18 protein-coding genes are annotated in these 18,560 nt (G+C 71.6%); 10 read left to right on the forward strand and 8 right to left on the reverse strand.

Features of this window, described 5'->3' with window-relative positions:
- The first annotated feature begins 161 nt into the window (after window positions 1-161).
- The gene (locus tag J2S59_RS14850; protein ID WP_068124676.1) at window positions 162-1,106 is read left to right on the forward strand and encodes a type IV toxin-antitoxin system AbiEi family antitoxin domain-containing protein; all 945 of its coding nucleotides are present in this window, start codon (window positions 162-164) and stop codon (window positions 1,104-1,106) included.
- Window positions 1,107-1,237: 131 nt separating this feature from the next.
- On the opposite strand, the gene J2S59_RS14855 is transcribed toward J2S59_RS14850, so the two are convergent.
- Window positions 1,238-2,119: an SDR family oxidoreductase gene (locus J2S59_RS14855; protein ID WP_068124677.1), complete on the reverse strand. Its 882-nt coding sequence runs from the start codon at window positions 2,117-2,119 to the stop codon at window positions 1,238-1,240.
- On the reverse strand, window positions 2,116-2,922 hold the full coding sequence (locus J2S59_RS14860; RefSeq protein ID WP_068124679.1) for an SDR family oxidoreductase: 807 nt from the start codon (window positions 2,920-2,922) through the stop codon (window positions 2,116-2,118). Before J2S59_RS14860 ends, J2S59_RS14855 begins: the two co-directional genes overlap by 4 nt.
- Before the next feature lie 101 nt (window positions 2,923-3,023).
- On the opposite strand from J2S59_RS14860, the gene J2S59_RS14865 reads away from it, so the two are divergent.
- The 5 genes from J2S59_RS14865 to J2S59_RS14885 all read left to right on the forward strand — a co-directional run bounded on the left by J2S59_RS14865 (window position 3,024) and on the right by J2S59_RS14885 (window position 7,942).
- Complete coding sequence (locus J2S59_RS14865; RefSeq protein ID WP_068124681.1) at window positions 3,024-3,800, forward strand: enoyl-CoA hydratase family protein; 777 nt, start codon at window positions 3,024-3,026, stop codon at window positions 3,798-3,800.
- Window positions 3,797-4,693, forward strand: coding sequence for a CoA transferase subunit A (locus J2S59_RS14870; protein WP_220138623.1), 897 nt, complete (start codon window positions 3,797-3,799; stop codon window positions 4,691-4,693). The genes J2S59_RS14865 and J2S59_RS14870 overlap by 4 nt, the downstream gene beginning before the upstream one ends.
- Window positions 4,690-5,472, forward strand: coding sequence for a CoA-transferase subunit beta (locus tag J2S59_RS14875; RefSeq protein WP_068124682.1), 783 nt, complete (start codon window positions 4,690-4,692; stop codon window positions 5,470-5,472). Before J2S59_RS14870 ends, J2S59_RS14875 begins: the two co-directional genes overlap by 4 nt.
- Entirely contained in the window at window positions 5,469-6,536 is a 1,068-nt protein-coding gene (locus tag J2S59_RS14880; protein WP_068124685.1) for an NAD(P)H-dependent flavin oxidoreductase, read from the forward strand. Before J2S59_RS14875 ends, J2S59_RS14880 begins: the two co-directional genes overlap by 4 nt.
- 71 nt (window positions 6,537-6,607) lie before the next feature.
- Window positions 6,608-7,942: a CehA/McbA family metallohydrolase gene (locus tag J2S59_RS14885; RefSeq protein ID WP_068124686.1), complete on the forward strand. Its 1,335-nt coding sequence runs from the start codon at window positions 6,608-6,610 to the stop codon at window positions 7,940-7,942.
- Here J2S59_RS14885 and J2S59_RS14890 read toward each other — a convergent pair.
- From J2S59_RS14890 to J2S59_RS14910, 5 genes are all read right to left on the reverse strand, one after another.
- Window positions 7,939-8,961, reverse strand: a complete 1,023-nt coding sequence (locus J2S59_RS14890; RefSeq protein ID WP_068124688.1) for a GNAT family N-acetyltransferase — start codon at window positions 8,959-8,961, stop codon at window positions 7,939-7,941. The two genes, J2S59_RS14885 and J2S59_RS14890, sit on opposite strands and share 4 nt — an antisense overlap.
- Before the next feature lie 172 nt (window positions 8,962-9,133).
- Window positions 9,134-10,285 carry an acetyl-CoA C-acetyltransferase gene (locus tag J2S59_RS14895; RefSeq protein ID WP_068124690.1) on the reverse strand — a complete coding sequence of 384 codons (1,152 nt, stop codon included), beginning with the start codon at window positions 10,283-10,285 and terminating at the stop codon, window positions 9,134-9,136.
- A gap of 51 nt (window positions 10,286-10,336) precedes the next feature.
- Entirely contained in the window at window positions 10,337-10,927 is a 591-nt protein-coding gene (locus J2S59_RS14900) for a TetR/AcrR family transcriptional regulator (RefSeq protein WP_306825251.1), read from the reverse strand.
- Window position 10,928: 1 nt separating this feature from the next.
- The gene (locus J2S59_RS14905) at window positions 10,929-11,789 is read right to left on the reverse strand and encodes an SDR family oxidoreductase (protein ID WP_181642172.1); all 861 of its coding nucleotides are present in this window, start codon (window positions 11,787-11,789) and stop codon (window positions 10,929-10,931) included.
- A complete protein-coding gene (locus J2S59_RS14910) occupies window positions 11,786-12,991 on the reverse strand; it encodes an acyl-CoA dehydrogenase family protein (RefSeq protein WP_068122212.1) in 1,206 nt (401 codons plus the stop codon). The genes J2S59_RS14905 and J2S59_RS14910 overlap by 4 nt, the downstream gene beginning before the upstream one ends.
- A 56-nt stretch (window positions 12,992-13,047) precedes the next feature.
- Between J2S59_RS14910 and J2S59_RS14915 the strand changes: the two genes are divergently transcribed.
- The 4 genes from J2S59_RS14915 to J2S59_RS14930 all read left to right on the forward strand — a co-directional run bounded on the left by J2S59_RS14915 (window position 13,048) and on the right by J2S59_RS14930 (window position 17,863).
- Entirely contained in the window at window positions 13,048-14,598 is a 1,551-nt protein-coding gene (locus tag J2S59_RS14915; RefSeq protein WP_306825252.1) for a FadD3 family acyl-CoA ligase, read from the forward strand.
- A gap of 88 nt (window positions 14,599-14,686) precedes the next feature.
- Window positions 14,687-15,844, forward strand: coding sequence for an acyl-CoA dehydrogenase family protein (locus tag J2S59_RS14920; RefSeq protein WP_068120524.1), 1,158 nt, complete (start codon window positions 14,687-14,689; stop codon window positions 15,842-15,844).
- Window positions 15,841-16,797 carry an acyl-CoA dehydrogenase family protein gene (locus tag J2S59_RS14925; RefSeq protein WP_068120523.1) on the forward strand — a complete coding sequence of 319 codons (957 nt, stop codon included), beginning with the start codon at window positions 15,841-15,843 and terminating at the stop codon, window positions 16,795-16,797. The genes J2S59_RS14920 and J2S59_RS14925 overlap by 4 nt, the downstream gene beginning before the upstream one ends.
- 13 nt (window positions 16,798-16,810) lie before the next feature.
- Entirely contained in the window at window positions 16,811-17,863 is a 1,053-nt protein-coding gene (locus tag J2S59_RS14930; protein WP_068120521.1) for an acyl-CoA dehydrogenase family protein, read from the forward strand.
- Between the two features lie 54 nt (window positions 17,864-17,917).
- Here the strand turns inward: J2S59_RS14930 and J2S59_RS14935 are convergent, their stop codons facing one another.
- On the reverse strand, window positions 17,918-18,559 hold the full coding sequence (locus J2S59_RS14935; protein WP_246360297.1) for a flavin reductase family protein: 642 nt from the start codon (window positions 18,557-18,559) through the stop codon (window positions 17,918-17,920).
- Window position 18,560 lies beyond the last annotated feature (1 nt).

Below are 18,560 nucleotides of genomic sequence, written 5' to 3' on the forward strand. Positions count from 1 at the left end.
GTCCCGCACGCCCGGTTTCGTTCGACGAGTGGTGCGCATGGGGCAGCTGAGCATCCGGCCGCCTGGGCCGTCTGCCGTCCTCAGCCTCGGCCCACGCGGCGTTGTGCACAGCCGCGCCGTGACGACCGCGACCACCCCCGCCGTACGCCGAAGGTGGGGTGATGATCGACCTCCTTGCTGAACTGCCCCGACTCGACAACGTCCTGCTGCGGCGGGAGGCACTCGAGCTCGGAGTCGACGACAAGCGCCTCGCCCGCATGGTCGGCGCGGGTGACCTGGTCCGCCTGCGGCACGGGATATACGCCGACGCGCGCGTGTGGGGGAAGGCCGACTCCCGGACCAGACACCTCCTCCTGGCGACCGGAGTGCGGCGGTTGTACGGCGACACCGTCGCGCTGTCGCACGTGAGCGCCGCTCTCGCATACGGCGCACCCGACTGGCAGCTGGGTTACGACTCCGTGCACGTCACCCACCTGAATGGGTTCGCGGGCCGGCGCCAAGCACGCACGGTCCATCACCGCGGCAGCTGCTACGTCGACGACCTGACCGTAGACGAGCACGGTTGGATCACGACCCCGGCGCGCACGTTCGTCGACGTCGCGAAGTCTCTCCCGACCGCCGTGGCTCTCGTCGTCGCCGACTGGATCCTGCACAAGGGCCTCGCGACCAAGGACCAGCTCTGGGACGCGCTCGACCGCCAGGGTGAGGCGCCGTACACCTTGCGGATCCGCGCCGTGATCGCGCATGCCGATCCGTTGGCGGAGTCGGTCGGAGAGACGCGCAGCAGGTACGAGTTCCGCGCCGCCGGCCTGCCCGACCCGGTGCCGCAGCTCGAGATCCGCGACGCACGCGGCAGGTTCCTGGCGCGCGTCGACTTCGCCTGGCCGGAGCTGAAGGTCATCGTCGAGTTCGACGGCCGGGTGAAGTACGACGACATGTTGAAGCCCGGGCAGACCATTCTCGACGTCATTCGAGCCGAGAAGCGCCGCGACCGCGACCTGGCCGCACTCGGCTGGACAGTCATCCGGATCGAGTGGGACGACCTCGCCACGCCCGGGCCGGTGATGCAGCGGATCAGGCAGGCTCTCAGCCGCCGCGCTGCCTGACCCGCGTCGCTCGGCTGCGGCCTCAAGCACCACACCTGCACCACCCGTCGAACGAAACCGGGCGTTCGAGGCACCAGTTTCGTTCGACGAGCGGGCGTGTCGTTAGTCGGGCGGTGAAACTGCCCCGGCGCTCAGGCGCCGTACACCGGCTCGGGGGTGGGGGCCTCGGCGAGGAGCTCGCGGAGGGCGGGGCCGACCTCGGCGGCGTCCCAGCGGCGGCCGGCGTCACGGGACGGGCCGTGGCGCCAGCCGTCCTCGACGGTGATGGTGCTGCCGTCGATCTCGATGACGCGACCGGTGACGTCGGCGGCCTCCTCGGAGGCGAGCCAGGCGACGATCGGCGAGTTGTCCTCGGGCAGCGCCATGGCGCTGGTGTCGAAGGCACCCTCGGTCATGCGGGTCTTGGCGACCGGGGCGATCGCGTTGACGGTGACGCCGTAGCGGCTCATCTCCTGCGCCGCGACCAGCGTCAGGCCGGCGATGCCGGCCTTGGCGGCGGAGTACGTCGCCTGCCCGACCGAGCCCTGCAGGCCCGCGCCGGAAGAGGTGTTGATGACCCGGGCTGCGCGCTGGCGACCCTCCTTGGCCTCGGCACGCCAGTAGGCACCGGCGTGGCGCAGCGGCGCAAAGTGGCCCTTGAGGTGCACCCGGATGACCGAGTCCCACTCCTCCTCCGAGGTGTTCACGAGCATCCGGTCGCGCACGAACCCGGCGTTGTTGACCAGGATGTCGAGCGCGCCGAAGGTGTCGATGGCCTGCTGCACCATCGCCTGAGCCTCAGCGAAGTCGGCGACGTCGGCGCCGTTGGCCACGGCCTTGCCTCCCATCGCCTCGATCTCGGCGACGACCTCCTGCGCGGGGGTCTCCCCCGTGCCCTCTCCGGCGAGGGAGACGCCGTAGTCGTTGACGACGACGGCCGCGCCGTGGCGGGCGAGCTCGAGGGCGTGCGCGCGGCCGATGCCGCGGCCCGCTCCGGTGACGATGGCGACGCGGCCGGCAAGCAGGGTGCTCACGAGGGGGCTCCTTCGGTGGAGGTGTCGGGGGCGAACGGGTGGGTGGTGATCTGGTCGGCGAAGTGGAAGATCGGCGGCTCTCCCCCGCCGTGGCACGCGACGTGCGCGCCACTGACGTACGACGCCATCGGCGAGGCCAGGAAGACAGCGACATCCCCGATCTCGGTCGGGCGTGCCATCCGGCCCAGCGGGATCGTGCGCTCGATGCGGCGCACCTGCTCGTCACCGCCGTAGTGGTCTGCGGTGTTCTCCGTGCGGCACAGCCCGACGTCGATGGTGTTGACGCGCACGTGCGGACCCCACTCCTGGGCGAGGCTCGTGGTCAGCGAGTTGATGCCCGCCTTGGCTGCGCCGTACGACGCCGTGCCGGGCGAGGGACGCGAGGCTGAGATCGAGGAGACGTTGACGATCGAACCGCCGTCGGGCTGGGTGCGCATCACGGCGTACGCCGCCCGGGCGATGGCCAGCGGCCCCATGAGGTTGAGCCCGATGATCTTCTCGTGGAACCGGTCGGAGGCGTCGGCCGCCATCGCATACGGCGCTCCCCCGGCGTTGTTGACCGCCACGTCGAGCCTGCCGTGATCGCGCACGACCCCCTCGACGAGTGCGGTGACGTCGTCCGGGTCGCGCACGTCGCAGGTGCGGTGCTCGGTGCCGGGTGCGGGCTCGGCGACCGGGCGGCGAGCGCAGGTGATCACCGTGGCTCCGGCGTCGACGAACCGCTGCGCGATCCCCGCACCGATGCCCTGCGAGCCCCCGGTGACGAGGACGACGCGGCCGGTGAGGTCGATGGTGATCGACATCGGGCTCCCTTCGGTCGAGGCGAGGTCCGGACGAACCAAGCAAGTGTTAGGGTACCAAGCAAACATTTGGTTTGGTGGCTCGACCCGGAAGGCACACATCCATGGGCATCTCCTCCACACTGCGACCGGACCACGTCCGGGTGATCACGATGGACTTCCCGCCGGTGAACGCACTCCCGGTCCAGGGCTGGTTCGACGTGGCCGACGCGCTCGACGAGGCCTCGGCCGACCCGCAGACCCACGTGGTGGTGCTGCGCGCCGAGGGCAAGGGCTACAACGCCGGGGTCGACATCAAGGAGATGCAGAACACCACCGGCTTCGACGCGCTGATCGGCGCCAACAAGGGCTGCTTCGCCGCCTTCAAGGCCGTCTATGAGTGCAGCGTCCCCGTCATCGCCGCGGTGCAGGGGTTCTGCGTCGGCGGCGGGGTGGGGCTGGTCGGCAACGCCGATGTCGTGGTCGCCAGCGACGATGCCTACTTCGGCGTGCCCGAGGTCAAGCAGGGTGCGCTCGGTGCCGCCACCCACATGGCGCGGCTCGTGCCGCAGCACCTCATGCGCACCCTCTACTTCACCGCCCGCAGCATCGCCGCACAGGACCTGGTCCAGCACGGTTCGGTGTACGCCGTGGTCCCCCGCGCCGAGCTCGACGACCTCGCACTCTCGCTCGCCGCGGACATCGCCGAGAAGGACACCCGGGTCATCCGTGCCGCCAAGGAGGCGCTGAACGGCATCGACCCGATCGACGTGAACAAGAGCTACCGGTTCGAGCAGGGCTTCACGATGGAGCTCAACCTCGCCGGTGTCTCCGACGAGCTGCGCGACGACTTCGCCGGCACTGACAAGGCCCGCAGTGGCCAGAAGGGAGCGTCCGCGTGAACGGCACTCCGCGTGACAAGACCATGACGATCGACGACGTCGTCGGCCAGCTCGAGAGCGGCATGACGATCGGGGTCGGCGGCTGGGGGCCGCGGCGCAAGCCGATGGCCCTGATCCGCGCCATCGCCAACTCCGAGCTGACCGACCTCACCCTGGTCGCGTGGGGCGGCGCCGACGTCGGCCTGCTGGCGCGCGCAGGCAAGATCCGCAAGCTCGTCTACGCCTTCGTCTCCCTCGACTCGGTCCCGCTGGAGCCCAACTTCCAGAAGGCTCGCCAGGAGGGCACGATCTCCGAGATCGTCGAGATCGACGAGGGCATGTTCAACGCCGGCCTCCAGGCCGCGGCCCAGCGGCTGCCGTTCCTCCCGATCCGGGCCGGCTTGGGCTCCGATGTCATGGTCCACAACCCGCAGATCAAGACCGTCACCAGCCCGTACGCCGACGCCGACGGCGTCCACGAGGACCTGGTCGCCGCTCCCGCGCTCAACCTCGACGTCGCCCTGGTCCACATGAACCGCGCCGACAAGCACGGCAACGCGACGTACCTCGGTCCGGACCCGTACTTCGACGACCTGTTCTGCATGGCCGCCGACAAGGCGTTCGCCTCGTGCGAGCAGATCGTCGACACCGCCGGCCTGACCGTCGACACCCCGGTGCAGCGCGTGCTGCTCAACCGGATGATGGTCGACGGCGTCGTCGAGACGCCCAACGGCGCGCACTTCACCACCTGCACGCCCGACTACGAGCGCGACGAGCGCTTCCAGCGGGCGTACGCCGAGGCCGCTCGCGGCTCCGACGAGGACTGGGCGGCGTTCCACGAGCGCTTCCTGTCCGGCGACGAGGCGTCCTACCAAGCCGCAGTCCGTGCGTTCGCCGAGGAGGCAGCCAAGTGACCAGTTCAGCGAGCACCACCGACATCACCCGCGCCGACGTCTGCGCCGCCGCGGTCGCCGACGCCTTCTCCGAGGACGGCGAGATCTTCGGCAGCCCCATGGGCCTCATGCCGATGCTCGGCGTCCGGCTGGCGAAGCTCACCAGCAACCCCGACCTCGTCCTCTCCGACGGCGAGTCCCTCTTCCTCGGCGGCGTCCCGCCGGTGGGCGCGAAGGCCGACGTCGTCGAGGGCTGGATCCCCTTCCGCCGCGTCTTCGACGTGGTCGCCTACGGCAAGCGGCACGTGATGATGGGCGCCACCCAGGTCGACAAGGACGGCAACCAGAACATCTCCGCGATCGGCCCGTTCGACCGGCCGAAGCGCCAGCTCCTCGGGTCCCGTGGGGCGCCGGGCAACACCGTCAGCAACCGCACGTCGTACTGGGTGCCGAAGCACTCCACCCGCGTCTTCGTCGACGCCGTGGACGTCGTCTCGGGCGTGGGCCCGAAGCGCGCCAAGGAGGCCGGCGTGGGTGCCAGCAAATACAACGACATCCACCGCATCGTCACCAACCTCGCCGTCTTCGACGTCAAGGGCCCCGGTGACACCGTCCGGCTGCTGTCCGTGCACCCCGGCGTCACGGTCGCCGAGGTCCAGGAGGCCACCGGCTTCGACCTGGGCGTGAGCGACCCGGCCGCGGTCCCCGAGACCCGTACGCCGACCATGGAGGAGCTCGTCCTGATCCGCGAGGTGCTCGACCCGAAGGGCCTGCGGTTCAAGGAGGTCCCGGCCGCATGATCGAGCAGCAGCTGTCCACGGCCCTCACGGAGCTCGTCGGCATCAAGCACCCGGTCGTGCAGACCGGCATGGGCTGGGTGGCCGGCCCGCGGCTGGTCTCCGGCACCGCCAACGCCGGGGGCCTGGGCATCCTCGCGTCGGCGACGATGACCTACGAGGAGCTGGAGAAGGCGATCCTCGAGGTCAAGGGCCGCACCACCGCGCCCTTCGGCGTCAACCTGCGCGCCGACGCGGGTGATGCCCCGCAGCGCGTCGACCTGCTCATCAAGCACGGCGTCAAGGTCGCGTCCTTCGCGTTGGCTCCCAAGAAGGAGCTCATCGCCAAGCTCAAGGACCACGGCATCGTCGTGATGCCCTCGGTCGGCGCGCCGCGCCACGCCGAGAAGGTCGCCGGCTGGGGCGCGGACGCGGTCATGATCCAGGGCGGCGAGGGTGGCGGCCACACCGGCTCGGTGCCGACGTCGCTGCTGCTGCCGACCGTCCTCGACGCGGTCGACATCCCGGTCGTCGCGGCCGGTGGGTTCTTCGACGGGCGCGGCCTTGCCGCGGCGCTGGCCTACGGTGCCGCCGGCATCGGGATGGGCACCCGCTTCCTCCTCACCCGCGACAGCGCCGTGCCCGACGAGGTCAAGAAGCTCTACCTCTCCCACGACGTCAACGGCACGGTCGTCACGGCCAAGGTGGACGGCATGCCGCACCGCATGCTGCGCACCAAGCTGGTTGAGGAGCTCGAGGAGACCGCCGCCGTACGCCGCCTGGGCCCGACGGTGCGCCGCACGCTCGAGTTCAAGAAGATGAGCGGACTCAGCTGGCCCCAGTTGCTCAAGGACGGCCGGGCGATGAAGCGTGAGAGCGACCGTTCGTGGTCGCAGATGATGCTCGCCGCCAACACCCCGATGATGCTCAAGGCCGGGCTCGTCGAGGGTGACACCTCCGCCGGTGTGCTCGCCTCGGGCCAGGTCGTGGGTGTGCTCGACGACCTGCCCAGCTGCGAGGAGCTGATCGACCGCGTCGTCACCGAGGCGGCCGCAGCCCTGCGGCGTACGCACTCCGCACTGGTCTGACCGCGCCGACCGACACCGGGCGTTCACCCGCCGTTCCCTAACCCGGGCCGACGGGGTGCGTTGGACCAGGCATGTGCGGTCCCGACGCGAGCCATGACCACCCCCACCCACCCCGGCGTACGCCGGAGCTCGACCGCCGCGCCGCGCTCGCAGGAGCCGGCGCGGCGGGAGCCTCGCTGCTGATCGCCGGGACGCTGGGCCGGCACACCGCATCAGCGGCACCTGCGGGACGGCGACGGCCGGGCGCACGGCGACTGTCGCGGATCACGCGCGGGACACAGTTGGTCCACGCCGACCTGCACAACCACTCGCACCTGTCCGACGGGGACGGCGACCCGGCGCTCGCCTTCGCCTCGATGCGCGCAGCCGGGCTCGACGTCGCTGCGCTCACCGACCACGCGACGCTGTCCAACCACCTGCTCGGCGACCTGCTGACCGGCATCCTGCCGGACGAGTACCGCGAGCTCGCCGGGCTGACGCCGAACGGGTGGAAGCAGACCAAGAAGTACGCCGACGCCGCCAACACCGACGGTGCGTTCACCGCGATCCGCGGCTTCGAGTGGTCCGAGCCGCTGATCGGTCACGTGAACGTGTGGTTCACCGAGCACTACGTCGACGTCCTGCAGGCAGGGCTCATGCAGCCGTTCCTCAGCTGGTTGCGCCGTGAGTCCGGCCTCGTGCTCACCGGCGGTGCCGACGGCATCGCCGGGTTCAACCACCCCGGCCGCGAGCCGCTGCGCTTCGCCGAGTTCCGCTACGACCCGCGGGTACGGCGCCAGATGGTGTCGCTGGAGATGTTCAACCGCCGTGACGACTACCTCTTCGAGGGCTACGACAAGGGTCGCTCGTCCCCGTTGTCGGCGTGCCTGGACGCCGGGTGGCGCACCGGCATCACCGGTGTCACCGACGAGCACGGCACCGATTGGGGCTTCCCCGAGGGCAAAGGCCGCACAGGCCTGTGGGTGCGCGAGCACACCCGCGCCGGTGTGAAGCAGGCGATGCTGGCGCGTCGGTTCTTCGCCACCCGCACCTCGGGTCTGCGCCTCGACGCCACCGCGCAGGCCCCAGGACGGCGTCCCCGGCCGATGGGCGCGTTCCTCGAGATGACGCGCGGGGTCGTCCGGTTCCGTCTCGACCTGGCGCGCGACGCCGAGTGGCGCGACCGGCGACTGCAGGTGCAGGTGCTGCGGCCCGGCGGCGACTACCCGCAGGTGGTGAAGACGGTGGACTTCCCGGTCGGGCCGGTCCTGGACTTCCGCTGCACGCTCGACCTCGACGACGGCCCATGGGTGCTGCTGCGCATCGCCGACCCGGACGAGGCCAACGCGACGCCAGGCCCGCCCGGCCACCCCGGCAACCTGCTCGGGGTGGCCTACACGAGCCCGTGGTGGCTGCGGGCGGGTTAGCCCTCCGCCAGCTTCCGCTGGAAGCAGAGCTGGCGCCCGATCAGCTCGTAGCCCAGCTCCTCGTTGATCGCGACCATGTGGTCGTTGGACGCGGCGTTGCCGGTGTCGACCTCGACCAGGTCGGGCTCGACCTCGCGCAGCCAACGGACCATCTCCGCCTTGAGCAGGTAGCCGAGCCGGTGCCCGCGGTGGGCGCGTACGACGCTGGTGTCGTGCTGGGCGCCGAGGCCGGGACGCGCCGTCTCGACCACGACGACGGTGTGTCCGGCGAGATCACCGGTCTCCCGGTGACGTGCGACGACCCGGTAGAGCCGGTGACCGCGCGCCTCCTGCGCCTCCTCGTAGGCGGCGACGCGCTCGGGCGGGTACTGCTCGTCCTCCATGTCGAGGTCGTCGGTGGGCGCGTCGTTGATCGCGGCGACCATCGTGGCCAGCTGCGGGAGCATCGCGGCCGGGGTCCGGCCGGGCATGCGCAGCAGCTCGTAGTCCGCAGCCGCAGCCTGTGCCGCGACGTAGCGCACCTCGAGGTCGGTGAGGTCGACGGCGGTGAGCCGCTGGCGCCGGACCGCCTCGACGTACGACGGGGCGTAGCCGTGGCGCAGGGCGAACTCCCCGACCGGGGCGCCCTCCCACCCGCCCACGCCGAGCGTCGTCCGGCCGAGGCGCCGGGCCTCGGCCTCGAGGTGGTGGAGCATCGCGGTGCCGTACCCGCGCCGGCGGTGTGTCGGATGGACCTGCACGTCGATCCACGCGAGGTGCCGGTTGTCCCACTCCCCCACCTCGAGCTCACCGGCGACGACGACCTCATCGGTGCCGGGCAGGGTCGCCAGGTAGGTCAACGGCGTCTCGCCGTCCCAACCGTGGCGCAGCCGCCCCTCCCAGAACGCCGCGGTCACCGGGTGGGCGCGGGGCGAGTCGACCTCGCGCGCGGCGGTGACGAGGTCGGCCACCGCGGCGACGGCCGCGGTGTCGTCAGGGCCATAACGGCGTACGTCGAGCTGGGTCTGCAGTGCGGTCATGTGCTCAGCGTGCGCCCGGCTTGGCGCCGTACGCCACTGGTTTTCTGCCGGCCTCGAAGCATCACCTGCGTCCCGCACGCACCACTCGTCGAACGAAACCGGGCGTCAAGCGCGCCAGTTTCGTTCGACGAGCGGGCGTGTCGTTAGTCGGGCGGTGAAACTGCCCGAAGTCTCAGAGGCGCTCGATGATGGTGACGTTGGCCTGGCCGCCGCCCTCGCACATCGTCTGCAGGCCGTAGCGGCCGCCGGTGCGCTCGAGCTCGTTGAGCAGGGTGGTCATGAGGCGGGTGCCGGTGGCGCCGATGGGGTGGCCCAGCGCGATGCCACCACCGTTGACGTTGACCTTCTCCAGCGGCACGTCGAGCTCGCGCGACCAGGCGAGGACGACGGAGGCGAACGCCTCGTTGCACTCGAACAGGTCGATGTCGTCGACGCTCATGCCGGCCTTGTCGAGAGCATGGCGGGTGGCGCGGATCGGGCCGGTGAGCATCCACACGGGGTCGTCGCCGCGCACCGAGAGGTGGTGGATGCGGGCGCGGGGAGTCAGGCCGTGGTCCTTCACGGCCTGCTCGGAGGCGATGAGCATGGCCGAGGAGGCGTCGGAGATCTGCGAGGCGACCGCAGCGGTGATCCGCCCGCCCTCCTCCAGCGGCTGCAGGCCGGCCATCTTCTCCAGCGACGTGCCGCGGCGCGGTCCCTCGTCGGTGGTGAAGTCGCCGACCGGGACGATCTCGCGGTCGAAGCGGCCCTCGTCGATGGCGCGCAGCGCGCGCTCGTGGGAGCTCAGCGCGAACTCCTCCATCTCCTCACGGGAGATGTCCCACTTCTCGGCGATCATCTGGGCGCTGCGGAACTGCGAGACCTCCTGGTCGCCGTAGCGCGCCACCCAGCCGGGCGACTCCGCGAACGGCGTCGAGAAGCCGTACTGCTGCGCCACGAGCATCGCCGAGGAGATCGGGATGGCCGACATGTTCTGCAGGCCGCCGGCGACCACGAGGTCCTGGGTGCCGGACATGACCCCCTGCGCGGCGAAGTGCACGGCCTGCTGGGACGAGCCGCACTGGCGGTCGATGGTCACGCCCGGCACCTCGTCGGGCAGACCGGCCACCAGCCACGCGGTGCGGGCCACGTCGCCGGCCTGCGAGCCGATCGTGTCGCAGCAGCCCATGACGACGTCGTCGACCGCGCCCGCGTCGATGCCGGTGCGCTCGACCAGCGCCTTGAGCACGTGGGCGCCGAGGTCGGCGGAGTGCATGGACGCCAGGGAGCCGCCGCGCTTGCCGACCGGGGTGCGGACCGCGTCGACGATGTAGGCCTCAGCCATGGGTTCCTCCAGGGTTCGTTGTCAGCAGACGGTGTGGAGCAGGAGACGGGATCAGCGGGCGCCGAGACCGTCGAGCAGGATGGAGAGGTATTGGTCGGCGACCTCGGAAGCCGAGAACTGACCGCCGGGGCGGTACCACGCCACCGCCACCCAGACGGTGTCGCGGATGAAGCGGTAGGTCAGCACCGGGTCGAGGTCGTCACGCAGGGCACCGCTGCGGGTGCCCTCGTCGATGAGCTCGGTCCACATCGTGCGGAACCGCTCGTTGTGCGCGCGCAGGTAGTCGAAGCGGTCGTCCTCGGCGAGCACCGCGGCGTCGTTCTGGAAGATCGCGACCGCTGGGCGGTTGCGGTCGATGGCGTCGAAGGAGATCCGCACGAGCCGCTCCAGCTTGGTGCGTGCGTCGTCGTCGGAGGCCAGCACGGCGTCGTACTCGGCGAAGAGCTGCGTCTGGAACGTCGAGAGGATCTCGTCGACCATCGACTCCTTGGAGTCGAAGTGGTGGTAGAGGCTGCCGGAGAGGATGCCGGCCGCGTCGGCGATGTCGCGCACCGTGGTCGCCCGGAAGCCCCGCGCGGCGAACAGCTCGGCGGCGATGCCGAGCAGCTCGGCGCGGCGGGTGGAGGCTCCGTTGGTGGTCACGTCAGGCTCGCTGGCTGCTCGCTGAGATGACCTCACCGGTGAGGTACGACGCGTAGTCGCTGGCGAGGAAAACCATGACGTTGGCGATCTCCCACGGCTCTGCGGCGCGACCGAACGCCTCGCGCTGCGTCAGGACGTCGAGCAGCTCGTCGGAGGTCACCTTCGCGAGGAAGGGGTGCATCGCCAGGCTCGGCGAGACGGCGTTGACGCGGATGCCGTGCTCGGCGACGTCGAGCGCCGCACACCGCGTCAGCGCCATGACACCGGCCTTCGCTGCGGCGTAGTGCGCCTGGCCCTCCTGCGCACGCCAGCCGATGACCGAGGCGTTGTTGACGATGGTGCCGCGGGTGCCGGCCGCGATCATCCGGTTGCTGGCCGCGCGCACGCACCGGAACGTGCCGGTGAGCGTGATGTCGAGGACGCGGGTCCACTGCTCGTCGGTCATCTCGGTGATGGGCGCGGTGCCGCCGAGACCGGCGTTGTTGATCATCACGTCGAGCCCGCCGAACGGCTCGGCCGCGTCGAGCAGGGCCTGCACCTGGGCCTCGTCGGTGACGTCACACAGCGTGCTGGCCACCCGGTCGGCGCCGAACTCGGCGGCCAGCGTCTCGTGCGCCTCGGCGACGCGGCGCTCGTGGGTGTCGCTGAGGACGACCGCCCGAGCGCCCTCCTCGAGCACGCGCCGGGTCACGGCGGCACCGATGCCGGCGCCGGCCGCGGCGGTGACGACGACGACCTTGTCGGCGAGCAGGCCATGGGGCGCGACGTAGTCGGGCACCGGCTGCTGGGGCCGACGGCGCAGGGCCGGGTCCTCGCCGGCCACCGTGTGCGCGCCGGACTGGGGGTTGGTGGGTGCGGTCATCCGCGGGCCTCCCGGGGTAGGCCGAGCACGCGCTCGGCGAGGATGTTGCGTTGGATCTCGTCGGATCCGCCATAGATCGTGTCGGCGCGCGAGAAGAGGAAGATGCGCTGCCAGCCGGTCAGCTCGTACGGCGCGCCGGCCGCGCGCAGACCGTCGGCGCCGGCGACGGCCATGGCCGCCTCGCCGAGGGCGCGGTGCCAGTTGGCCCAGACCAGCTTGAAGATCGAGCCCGCGCCGCCACCGGCAGCCGAGTCGTCACCTCCGCTGACCGTGGAGAGCCCGCGCAGGGCCTGGGCGCGCATGACCTCCAGCTCGACGTCCAGGCGCGCGAGCCGGTCGCGCACGAGCGGGTCGTCGTAGCTGCCGTTGGCCTTGGCCAGCTCCACGACCCCCTCGAGCTCGCGGGCGAAGCCGACGACCTGGCCGAGGACGGAGACGCCGCGCTCGAAGCCGAGCAGCCCCATCGCGACGCCCCAGCCGGCACCGACCTCGCCGACGACCAGGTCGGCGGCGGTGCGGGCGCCGGTGAAGAACACCTCGTTGAACTCCGAGCCGCCGGTCAGCTGCTCGATGGGCCGGACCTCGACGCCCTCCTGGTCGATCGGGACCAGGAGGAACGACAGGCCGCGGTGGCGCTGGGAGCCGGGTTCGGTGCGGGCGACGACGAAGAGCCAGTCCGACAGGTGCGCGTTCGAGGTCCAGACCTTCTGACCGTCGATGACCCACTCGGCCTGGTCTCCCTCGCCCTCGAGGCGTGCCCGGGTCTGCACGGCCGCGAGGTCCGAGCCGGCGCCGGGCTCGGAGTAGCCCTGGGCCCACAGCTCCTCGACGGCGGCGATCTTCGGCAGGAAGCGGGCCTGCTGCTCGGGCGTGCCGAACGCGATCAGGGTCGGGCCGAGGAGCTCCTCGCCGAGGTGGTTGACCCGCCCGGGCGCGTCGGCGCGGGCGTACTCCTCGTGGAAGATCACCTGCTGCAGCAGGCTCAGGCCGCGGCCGCCGTGCTCGGTCGGCCACCCCAAGCAGGTCCAGCCGGAGGCGGCGAGGTGCCGGTTCCAGGCCAGCCGCTCGTCGAAGGCCTCGTGGTCACGCCCGGGTCCACCGAGCCCGCGCAGATGCGACCACTCGCCGTCGAGCTGCTCGGCGAGCCAGGTGCGTACGTCGGCCCGGAACTCCTCGTCCTCGGGCGCGTAAGAAAGGTCCACGGGTGCTACCCTACCAAGCAACTGTTTGGTTGGTACCCCGCACGGACAGGACCGGGGTGGACACGGAGGTGAACGTGGTCGCGACGAGCTCCACCGAGGACGCCCACACGATTCCCGCGCTGGTCCGGGCCGCGGCGGCGACGTTCGGGGACAAGCCGGCGTACGTCGCCGACGGGGTGACCACGAGCTTCCGCGAGCTGCACGAGCGCACGCGCGCCGTCGCCCAGCGCTACGTCGCCGCCGGGCTCGAGCCCGGCGACCGGGTCCTGGTCTGGGCGCCCAACAGCGTCGCCTGGGTCGAGGCCGCCCTGGCCGCCATGTATGTCGGCGCCGCGATGGTCCCCGCCAACACCCGCTACACCGCCCACGAGGTGGCCGACCTCGTCGAGCGCACCCGCGCACGGCTGGTGGTCGTCGCCGACGGCTTCCTGGGCAAGAACCAGATCGCGGACCTCACGGCAGCCGGCATCCCGCGGGAGAGCCAGGTCGTCGACGTCGCCCGCCTGCACGAGCTCCCCGCCGGCGAGGTCACCCTCGAGCAGGTCGAGGCGCGCGCCGACGCCGTGTCGCCCGACGACGTCGCCGACATCCTCTTCACCTCGGGTACGACGGGCCGCTCCAAGGGCGCGCTGTCGGCGCATCACCAGACGGTCGGCGTCGGCCGGGTCTGGGGCGAGCTCGGCGGGGTGAACGCCGACGACCGCTACCTGGTGATCAGCCCCTTCTTCCACTCCTTCGGCTACAAGGTCGGCATCATCACCGGCCTGACGACCGGCGCGACGCTCTACCCGGTGCCGACCTTCGACGTGACCGCCGTGATGCGGCTGATCGAGACCGAGCGGATCACGATGATCCCGGGTGCTCCCACCATCCACCAGTCGCTGCTGAACGCCCCTGACCGAGGCGACTACGACCTCTCCTCGCTGCGCCTGGTCGTCACCGGCGCCTCGGTGGTCCCGGTCGTGCTGATCGAGCGCATGCGCTCCGACCTCGGCATCGACCACGTCGTGACCGCCTTCGGCATGACCGAGTGCGTCGTCGCGACGATGGCGCGCGCCGAGGACCCCGCCGAGCTGGTGGCGACGACCTGCGGTCGCGCGGTCCCCGGGATGGAGGTCCGTGTCGATGCGCCCGAGGGCGAGGCAGGTGAGCTGCTGATGCGCGGCCCGTGGGTGATGCTGGGCTACCTCGACGACCCGGAGGCGACGGCCGCAGCGATCGACGAGGACGGCTGGCTGCACACCGGCGACGTCGCCACGATGGACGCCCAGGGCAACATCCGCATCACCGACCGGCTCAAGGACATGTACATCAACGGCGGGTTCAACGTCTATCCGGCCGAGGTGGAGCAGACGCTCATGCGCCTCGAGGGCGTCGCCGACGTCGCCGTCGTCGGCGTTCCCGACGAGCGGATGGGCGAGGTCGGCAAGGCCTTCGTGGTCCGCACCGCCGACGACGCCGGAGCAGCCCTCACCGCCGAGGGCGTGGTCGCCTATGCCCGCGAGCGCCTGGCCAACTTCAAGGTGCCGCGCGAGGTCGCGTTCCTCGACGTCCTGCCCCGCAACCTGGGCGGCAAGGTCCTGAAGACCGAGCTCCGCGAGCAGTGAGCACCGAGCTCCGCGAGATGTGAACCCAGCGCTGCGCGAGCAGTCCTGACCCGTACGACATCCAAGACACCCTGACGAGGAGCACCGCGTGGACCTGTCCCTGTCGGATTCCGAGCTGGCCTTCCAGGCCGAGGCGCGGGAGTGGCTGGCGGCCAACGTGCCGAGCGAGCCCCTGCCCTCCATGGACACCCCGGAGGGGTTCCGCGCCCACCAGGAGTGGGAGGCACGGCTCGCCGAGGCCCGCTGGTCGGTCGTCTCCTGGCCGCGGGAGTTCCACGGCCGGGAGGCCTCGCTGGTCGAGTGGGTGATCTTCGAGGAGGAGTACTACCGCGCCGGCGCTCCCGGCCGGGTCTCCCAGAACGGCATCTTCCTGCTGGCGCCGATCATCTTCGACCACGCCACCCCCGAGCAGCAGGCGCGCTACCTGCCGTCGATGGCGACGGGCGAGAAGGTCTGGGCTCAGGCGTGGTCCGAGCCGGAGGCCGGCTCCGACCTCGCCTCCCTGCGGTCCACCGCGCGCCGTGACGAGGAGCGCGGCGGGTGGATCCTCAACGGCCAGAAGACGTGGTCGTCGCGGGCGGCCTACGCGCACTGGGGGTTCGGGCTCTTCCGCTCCGACCCCGAGGCCCAGCGGCACGCGGGCCTGACGTACTTCTGCTTCCCCCTCGACACCGAGGGCATCACCGTCCGGCCGATCCCCCAGCTCGACGGCGAGCCGGGCTTCGCGGAGCTGTTCTTCGACGAGGTCTTCGTGCCCGACGAGGACGTGCTGGGCGCACCGGGCGACGGTTGGCGGGTCGCGATGAGCACGGCGGGCAACGAGCGCGGCCTCTCGCTGCGCTCCCCCGGCCGGTTCTGCGCCGCGGCCGACCGGCTCCTGCAGACCTACGCCGACACCGACGAGGAGCTGCGCGCCCCCGTGACCGATGCGGTCGCCGAGGCGTGGATCCGCGCCCAGGCCTACCGCTTCTACACGTGGGGCACCGTGACCCGGCTGCGCGACGGCGGCGAGATGGGTGCCGCCGGCTCGGTCAACAAGGTCTTCTGGTCCGAGCTCGACGTGGCCCTGCACGAGGCCGGACTCGACCTGCGCGGCCCCGAGGCGGAGGTCGCCTCGCCCTGGCTCGACGGCTACACCTTCTCGCTGTCCGGCCCGATCTACGCCGGGACCAACGAGATCCAGCGCAACATCGTCGCCGAGCGGATCCTCGGCCTGCCCCGTGAGCCCCGTGGAGGTGCCAAGTGAGGTTCGAGCCGACCAGCGAGCAGCGCGACTTCGTCGCCTCCCTCGACCGGCTGCTGGCCAGCAGCGACACGGTCGCGGCCAACCGTGCCTGGTCCGAGGGTGACGCGGGAGCGGGTACGACGCTGTGGCAGCGCCTGGCCGAGCAGGGCGTCCACGCCCTGGTCGTGGCCGAGGACGCGGGCGGCATGGGCGCCAGCGACGTCGAGTTGGTGCTCGCCCACGAGCTGCTCGGGCGGTACGCCGTCCCGGGTCCCTGGGCCGAGGTCGCCTACCTCTCCCACGCCCTCGCCGACGACGAGGCCCTCGCCGCCCTGGCCGAGGGCGAGCTCGCCACCGTCGCCGCCCCACCCCACACGCCGTACGCCGTCGACGGGGCGAGCGCCGCGGTGGTCTACGTGGCCCAGGAGGGCACCCTGCACCGCGCGAGCGTCGCGGCCGCCGCGGAGTCCGTCGACCGCTCCCGCAAGCTGGCCACGGTCACCGCCGGCGACGCCGTGCCGACCGGTGACCTCGAGCGTGCGTTCGACACGGCGGTGCTGGCGACCGCAGCCCACCTGCTCGGTGCCGGTGAGCGCGTGCTGGCCGACACCGTCGACTACGTGAAGCAGCGGCGTCAGTTCGGCCGCGAGATCGGCTCCTACCAGGCGATCAAGCACCAGCTCGCCGACGTGCGCATCGCGCTCGACTTCGCGCGTCCGCTGATCCGCGGCGCGGCGCTCGCCGAGCCGGGCGACCGAGCCCGTGACGTGTCGGCCGCGAAGTCCGCGGCCGCGGACGCGGCGTACCTCGCCTCCCGCGTCGGCCTGCAGTGCCACGGCGCCATCGGCTACACGCAGGAGTTCGACCTGAGCCTGTGGATCACGCGCATCCGCGCGCTCGTGTCGGCCTGGGGCACGCCGGCCTTCCACCGCCGCCGAGTGCTCGCCGCCGTCCTGCCCGCCGCTACCCGCTGACCAGGAGCACGCCATGGAGTTCGCCCTCACCGAGGAGCAGGAGGAGCTGGTCTCGACCGTCCGCTCCCTGCTGACCAAGCGCGCCGACAGCGCCGCGGTCCGCGCCGCCAGCACCTCGGAGTCCGGTCACGACCCCGCCCTGTGGCAGCTATTGGTCGAGCAGATCGGTGCCGCGGCTCTCGCGGTCCCCGAGGCGCACGGCGGCGCCGGCTTCACGCTCTTCGAGACCCTGCTGATCCTCGAGGAGGTGGGCCGCTCGCTCGCCCCGTCGCCGCTGCTCGCCTCGGTGCTCACCTCCGAGGCACTGCTCGCCACGAGCAACCCGGACTCCGCGCTGCTCGAGCCCTTGGCCGCTGGCACGCTCGGCACCGTCGCGTTGGCCGGTGACACGGTCACCGCGCGTCAGGACGGCGACGGGTGGGTCCTCGAAGGCACCGCTACCAACGTCCTGGAGGCAGACCAGGCCGAGGTGCTGCTCGTCGTGGCCGGCACCGACGCCGGTCCGACGCTGTTCGTCGTCGACCCGGCCGAAGCGCAGCCCACCTGGGTCCCGAGCATGGACCAGGCGCTGCGGATCGGCGACATCGCCTACTCCGCCACGCCCGCGCGGCCGCTCGCAGCGGACGCGACCGCGGTCGCAGCCCGCATCAACCAGGTCGGCGCCGCAGCGACCGCTGCCCTCCAGGTCGGCGTCGCCTCGCGCGCGCTGGAGATGACGGTCGCCTACGCGAAGGAGCGCGAGCAGTTCGGTCGTCCGATCGGCTCGTTCCAGGCCCTCAAGCACCGCATGGCCGACATGCTCGTGCAGGTCGAGATGTCGCGCTCGGCGTCGTGGGCGGCGTCGTACGCCGTGGCCCACCACACGAGCGAGGCGGACCGCCTGGCGCACGTGGCGAAGTCGTACTGCGGCGAGGCGCTCGAGCACGTGGCCGCCGAGACCGTGCAGCTGCACGGCGGCATCGCGATCACCTGGGAGCACGACGCCCACCTGGTGTTCAAGCGCGCGCACGCCCTCGGCCAGCTCTTCGGCACCCCTCTCGCGCACCGGGCGGCGCTGGCGCGCTGACGCGGTCTCGACCCTTCGGCTCCGCTCAAGACACCGCTCCGCTCGACCCACCGGTCAGGTCGCGGTGCGGTACTGCCCCTGGTAGTAGAGCAGCGGGTCCGTCGCGCCCCCCTCGTCGAAACCGAGATCGACGACCTTGCCGACCACGATGTAGTGGTCGCCGGCCGGATGGACGGCGTGGATGGTGCAGTCGACGTAGCCGACCGTGCCCGCTAGCAGCGGCGATCCGGTGCCGGGCGCCGGCGACCAGTCGACCCCGGCGTACTTGTCGGCGCCGCGGGAGGCGAACTGGTTCGATACCGCGGCCTGGTTGGCGGCGAGGAAGTTGACGCAGAAGCTCCCGGCACGCTGGATCATCGGCCAGGCGCGCGAGGTCTTCGACGGCAGGAACGTCACCAGCGGCGGCGACAGCGAGACGCTCGCGAACGACTGGCAGGTCATCCCGACCGGCTCACCGCCGGAGATCGCGGTCACGACCGTCACGCCGCTGCAGTAGCGGCCCAGCACGTCGCGGAACTTGCGTGCCGCGGCCTGCGCCTCCTCGTCGTCGACACCGAGTCCCGTGCCCTCACCAGGGCGCAGCTCGAAGTCGAAGTTGCCGAGGAAGGAGTCGATCAGCTCCCGCGGTGGCCAGGACGCCGCCGCGTCGGGGCGCATGCCCTCGGGGATGTCGTGATCGGTGTGATCGGTGTGCACG

It is taken from the genome of Nocardioides massiliensis (assembly GCF_030811215.1).
Lineage (GTDB): Bacteria > Actinomycetota > Actinomycetes > Propionibacteriales > Nocardioidaceae > Nocardioides_A > Nocardioides_A massiliensis.

What these genes read in the sequence shown, in the direction of transcription:
- J2S59_RS14850 (WP_068124676.1), top strand. Translation starts at nt 162, where the DNA reads ATGATCGACCTCCTTGCTGAACTGCCCCGACTCGACAACGTCCTGCTG.
- J2S59_RS14860 (WP_068124679.1), bottom strand. Translation starts at nt 2,922, where the DNA reads ATGTCGATCACCATCGACCTCACCGGCCGCGTCGTCCTCGTCACCGGG.
- J2S59_RS14865 (WP_068124681.1), top strand. Translation starts at nt 3,024, where the DNA reads ATGGGCATCTCCTCCACACTGCGACCGGACCACGTCCGGGTGATCACG.
- J2S59_RS14880 (WP_068124685.1), top strand. Translation starts at nt 5,469, where the DNA reads ATGATCGAGCAGCAGCTGTCCACGGCCCTCACGGAGCTCGTCGGCATC.
- J2S59_RS14885 (WP_068124686.1), top strand. Translation starts at nt 6,608, where the DNA reads ATGTGCGGTCCCGACGCGAGCCATGACCACCCCCACCCACCCCGGCGT.
- J2S59_RS14890 (WP_068124688.1), bottom strand. Translation starts at nt 8,961, where the DNA reads ATGACCGCACTGCAGACCCAGCTCGACGTACGCCGTTATGGCCCTGAC.
- J2S59_RS14895 (WP_068124690.1), bottom strand. Translation starts at nt 10,285, where the DNA reads ATGGCTGAGGCCTACATCGTCGACGCGGTCCGCACCCCGGTCGGCAAG.
- J2S59_RS14905 (WP_181642172.1), bottom strand. Translation starts at nt 11,789, where the DNA reads ATGACCGCACCCACCAACCCCCAGTCCGGCGCGCACACGGTGGCCGGC.
- J2S59_RS14930 (WP_068120521.1), top strand. Translation starts at nt 16,811, where the DNA reads ATGGAGTTCGCCCTCACCGAGGAGCAGGAGGAGCTGGTCTCGACCGTC.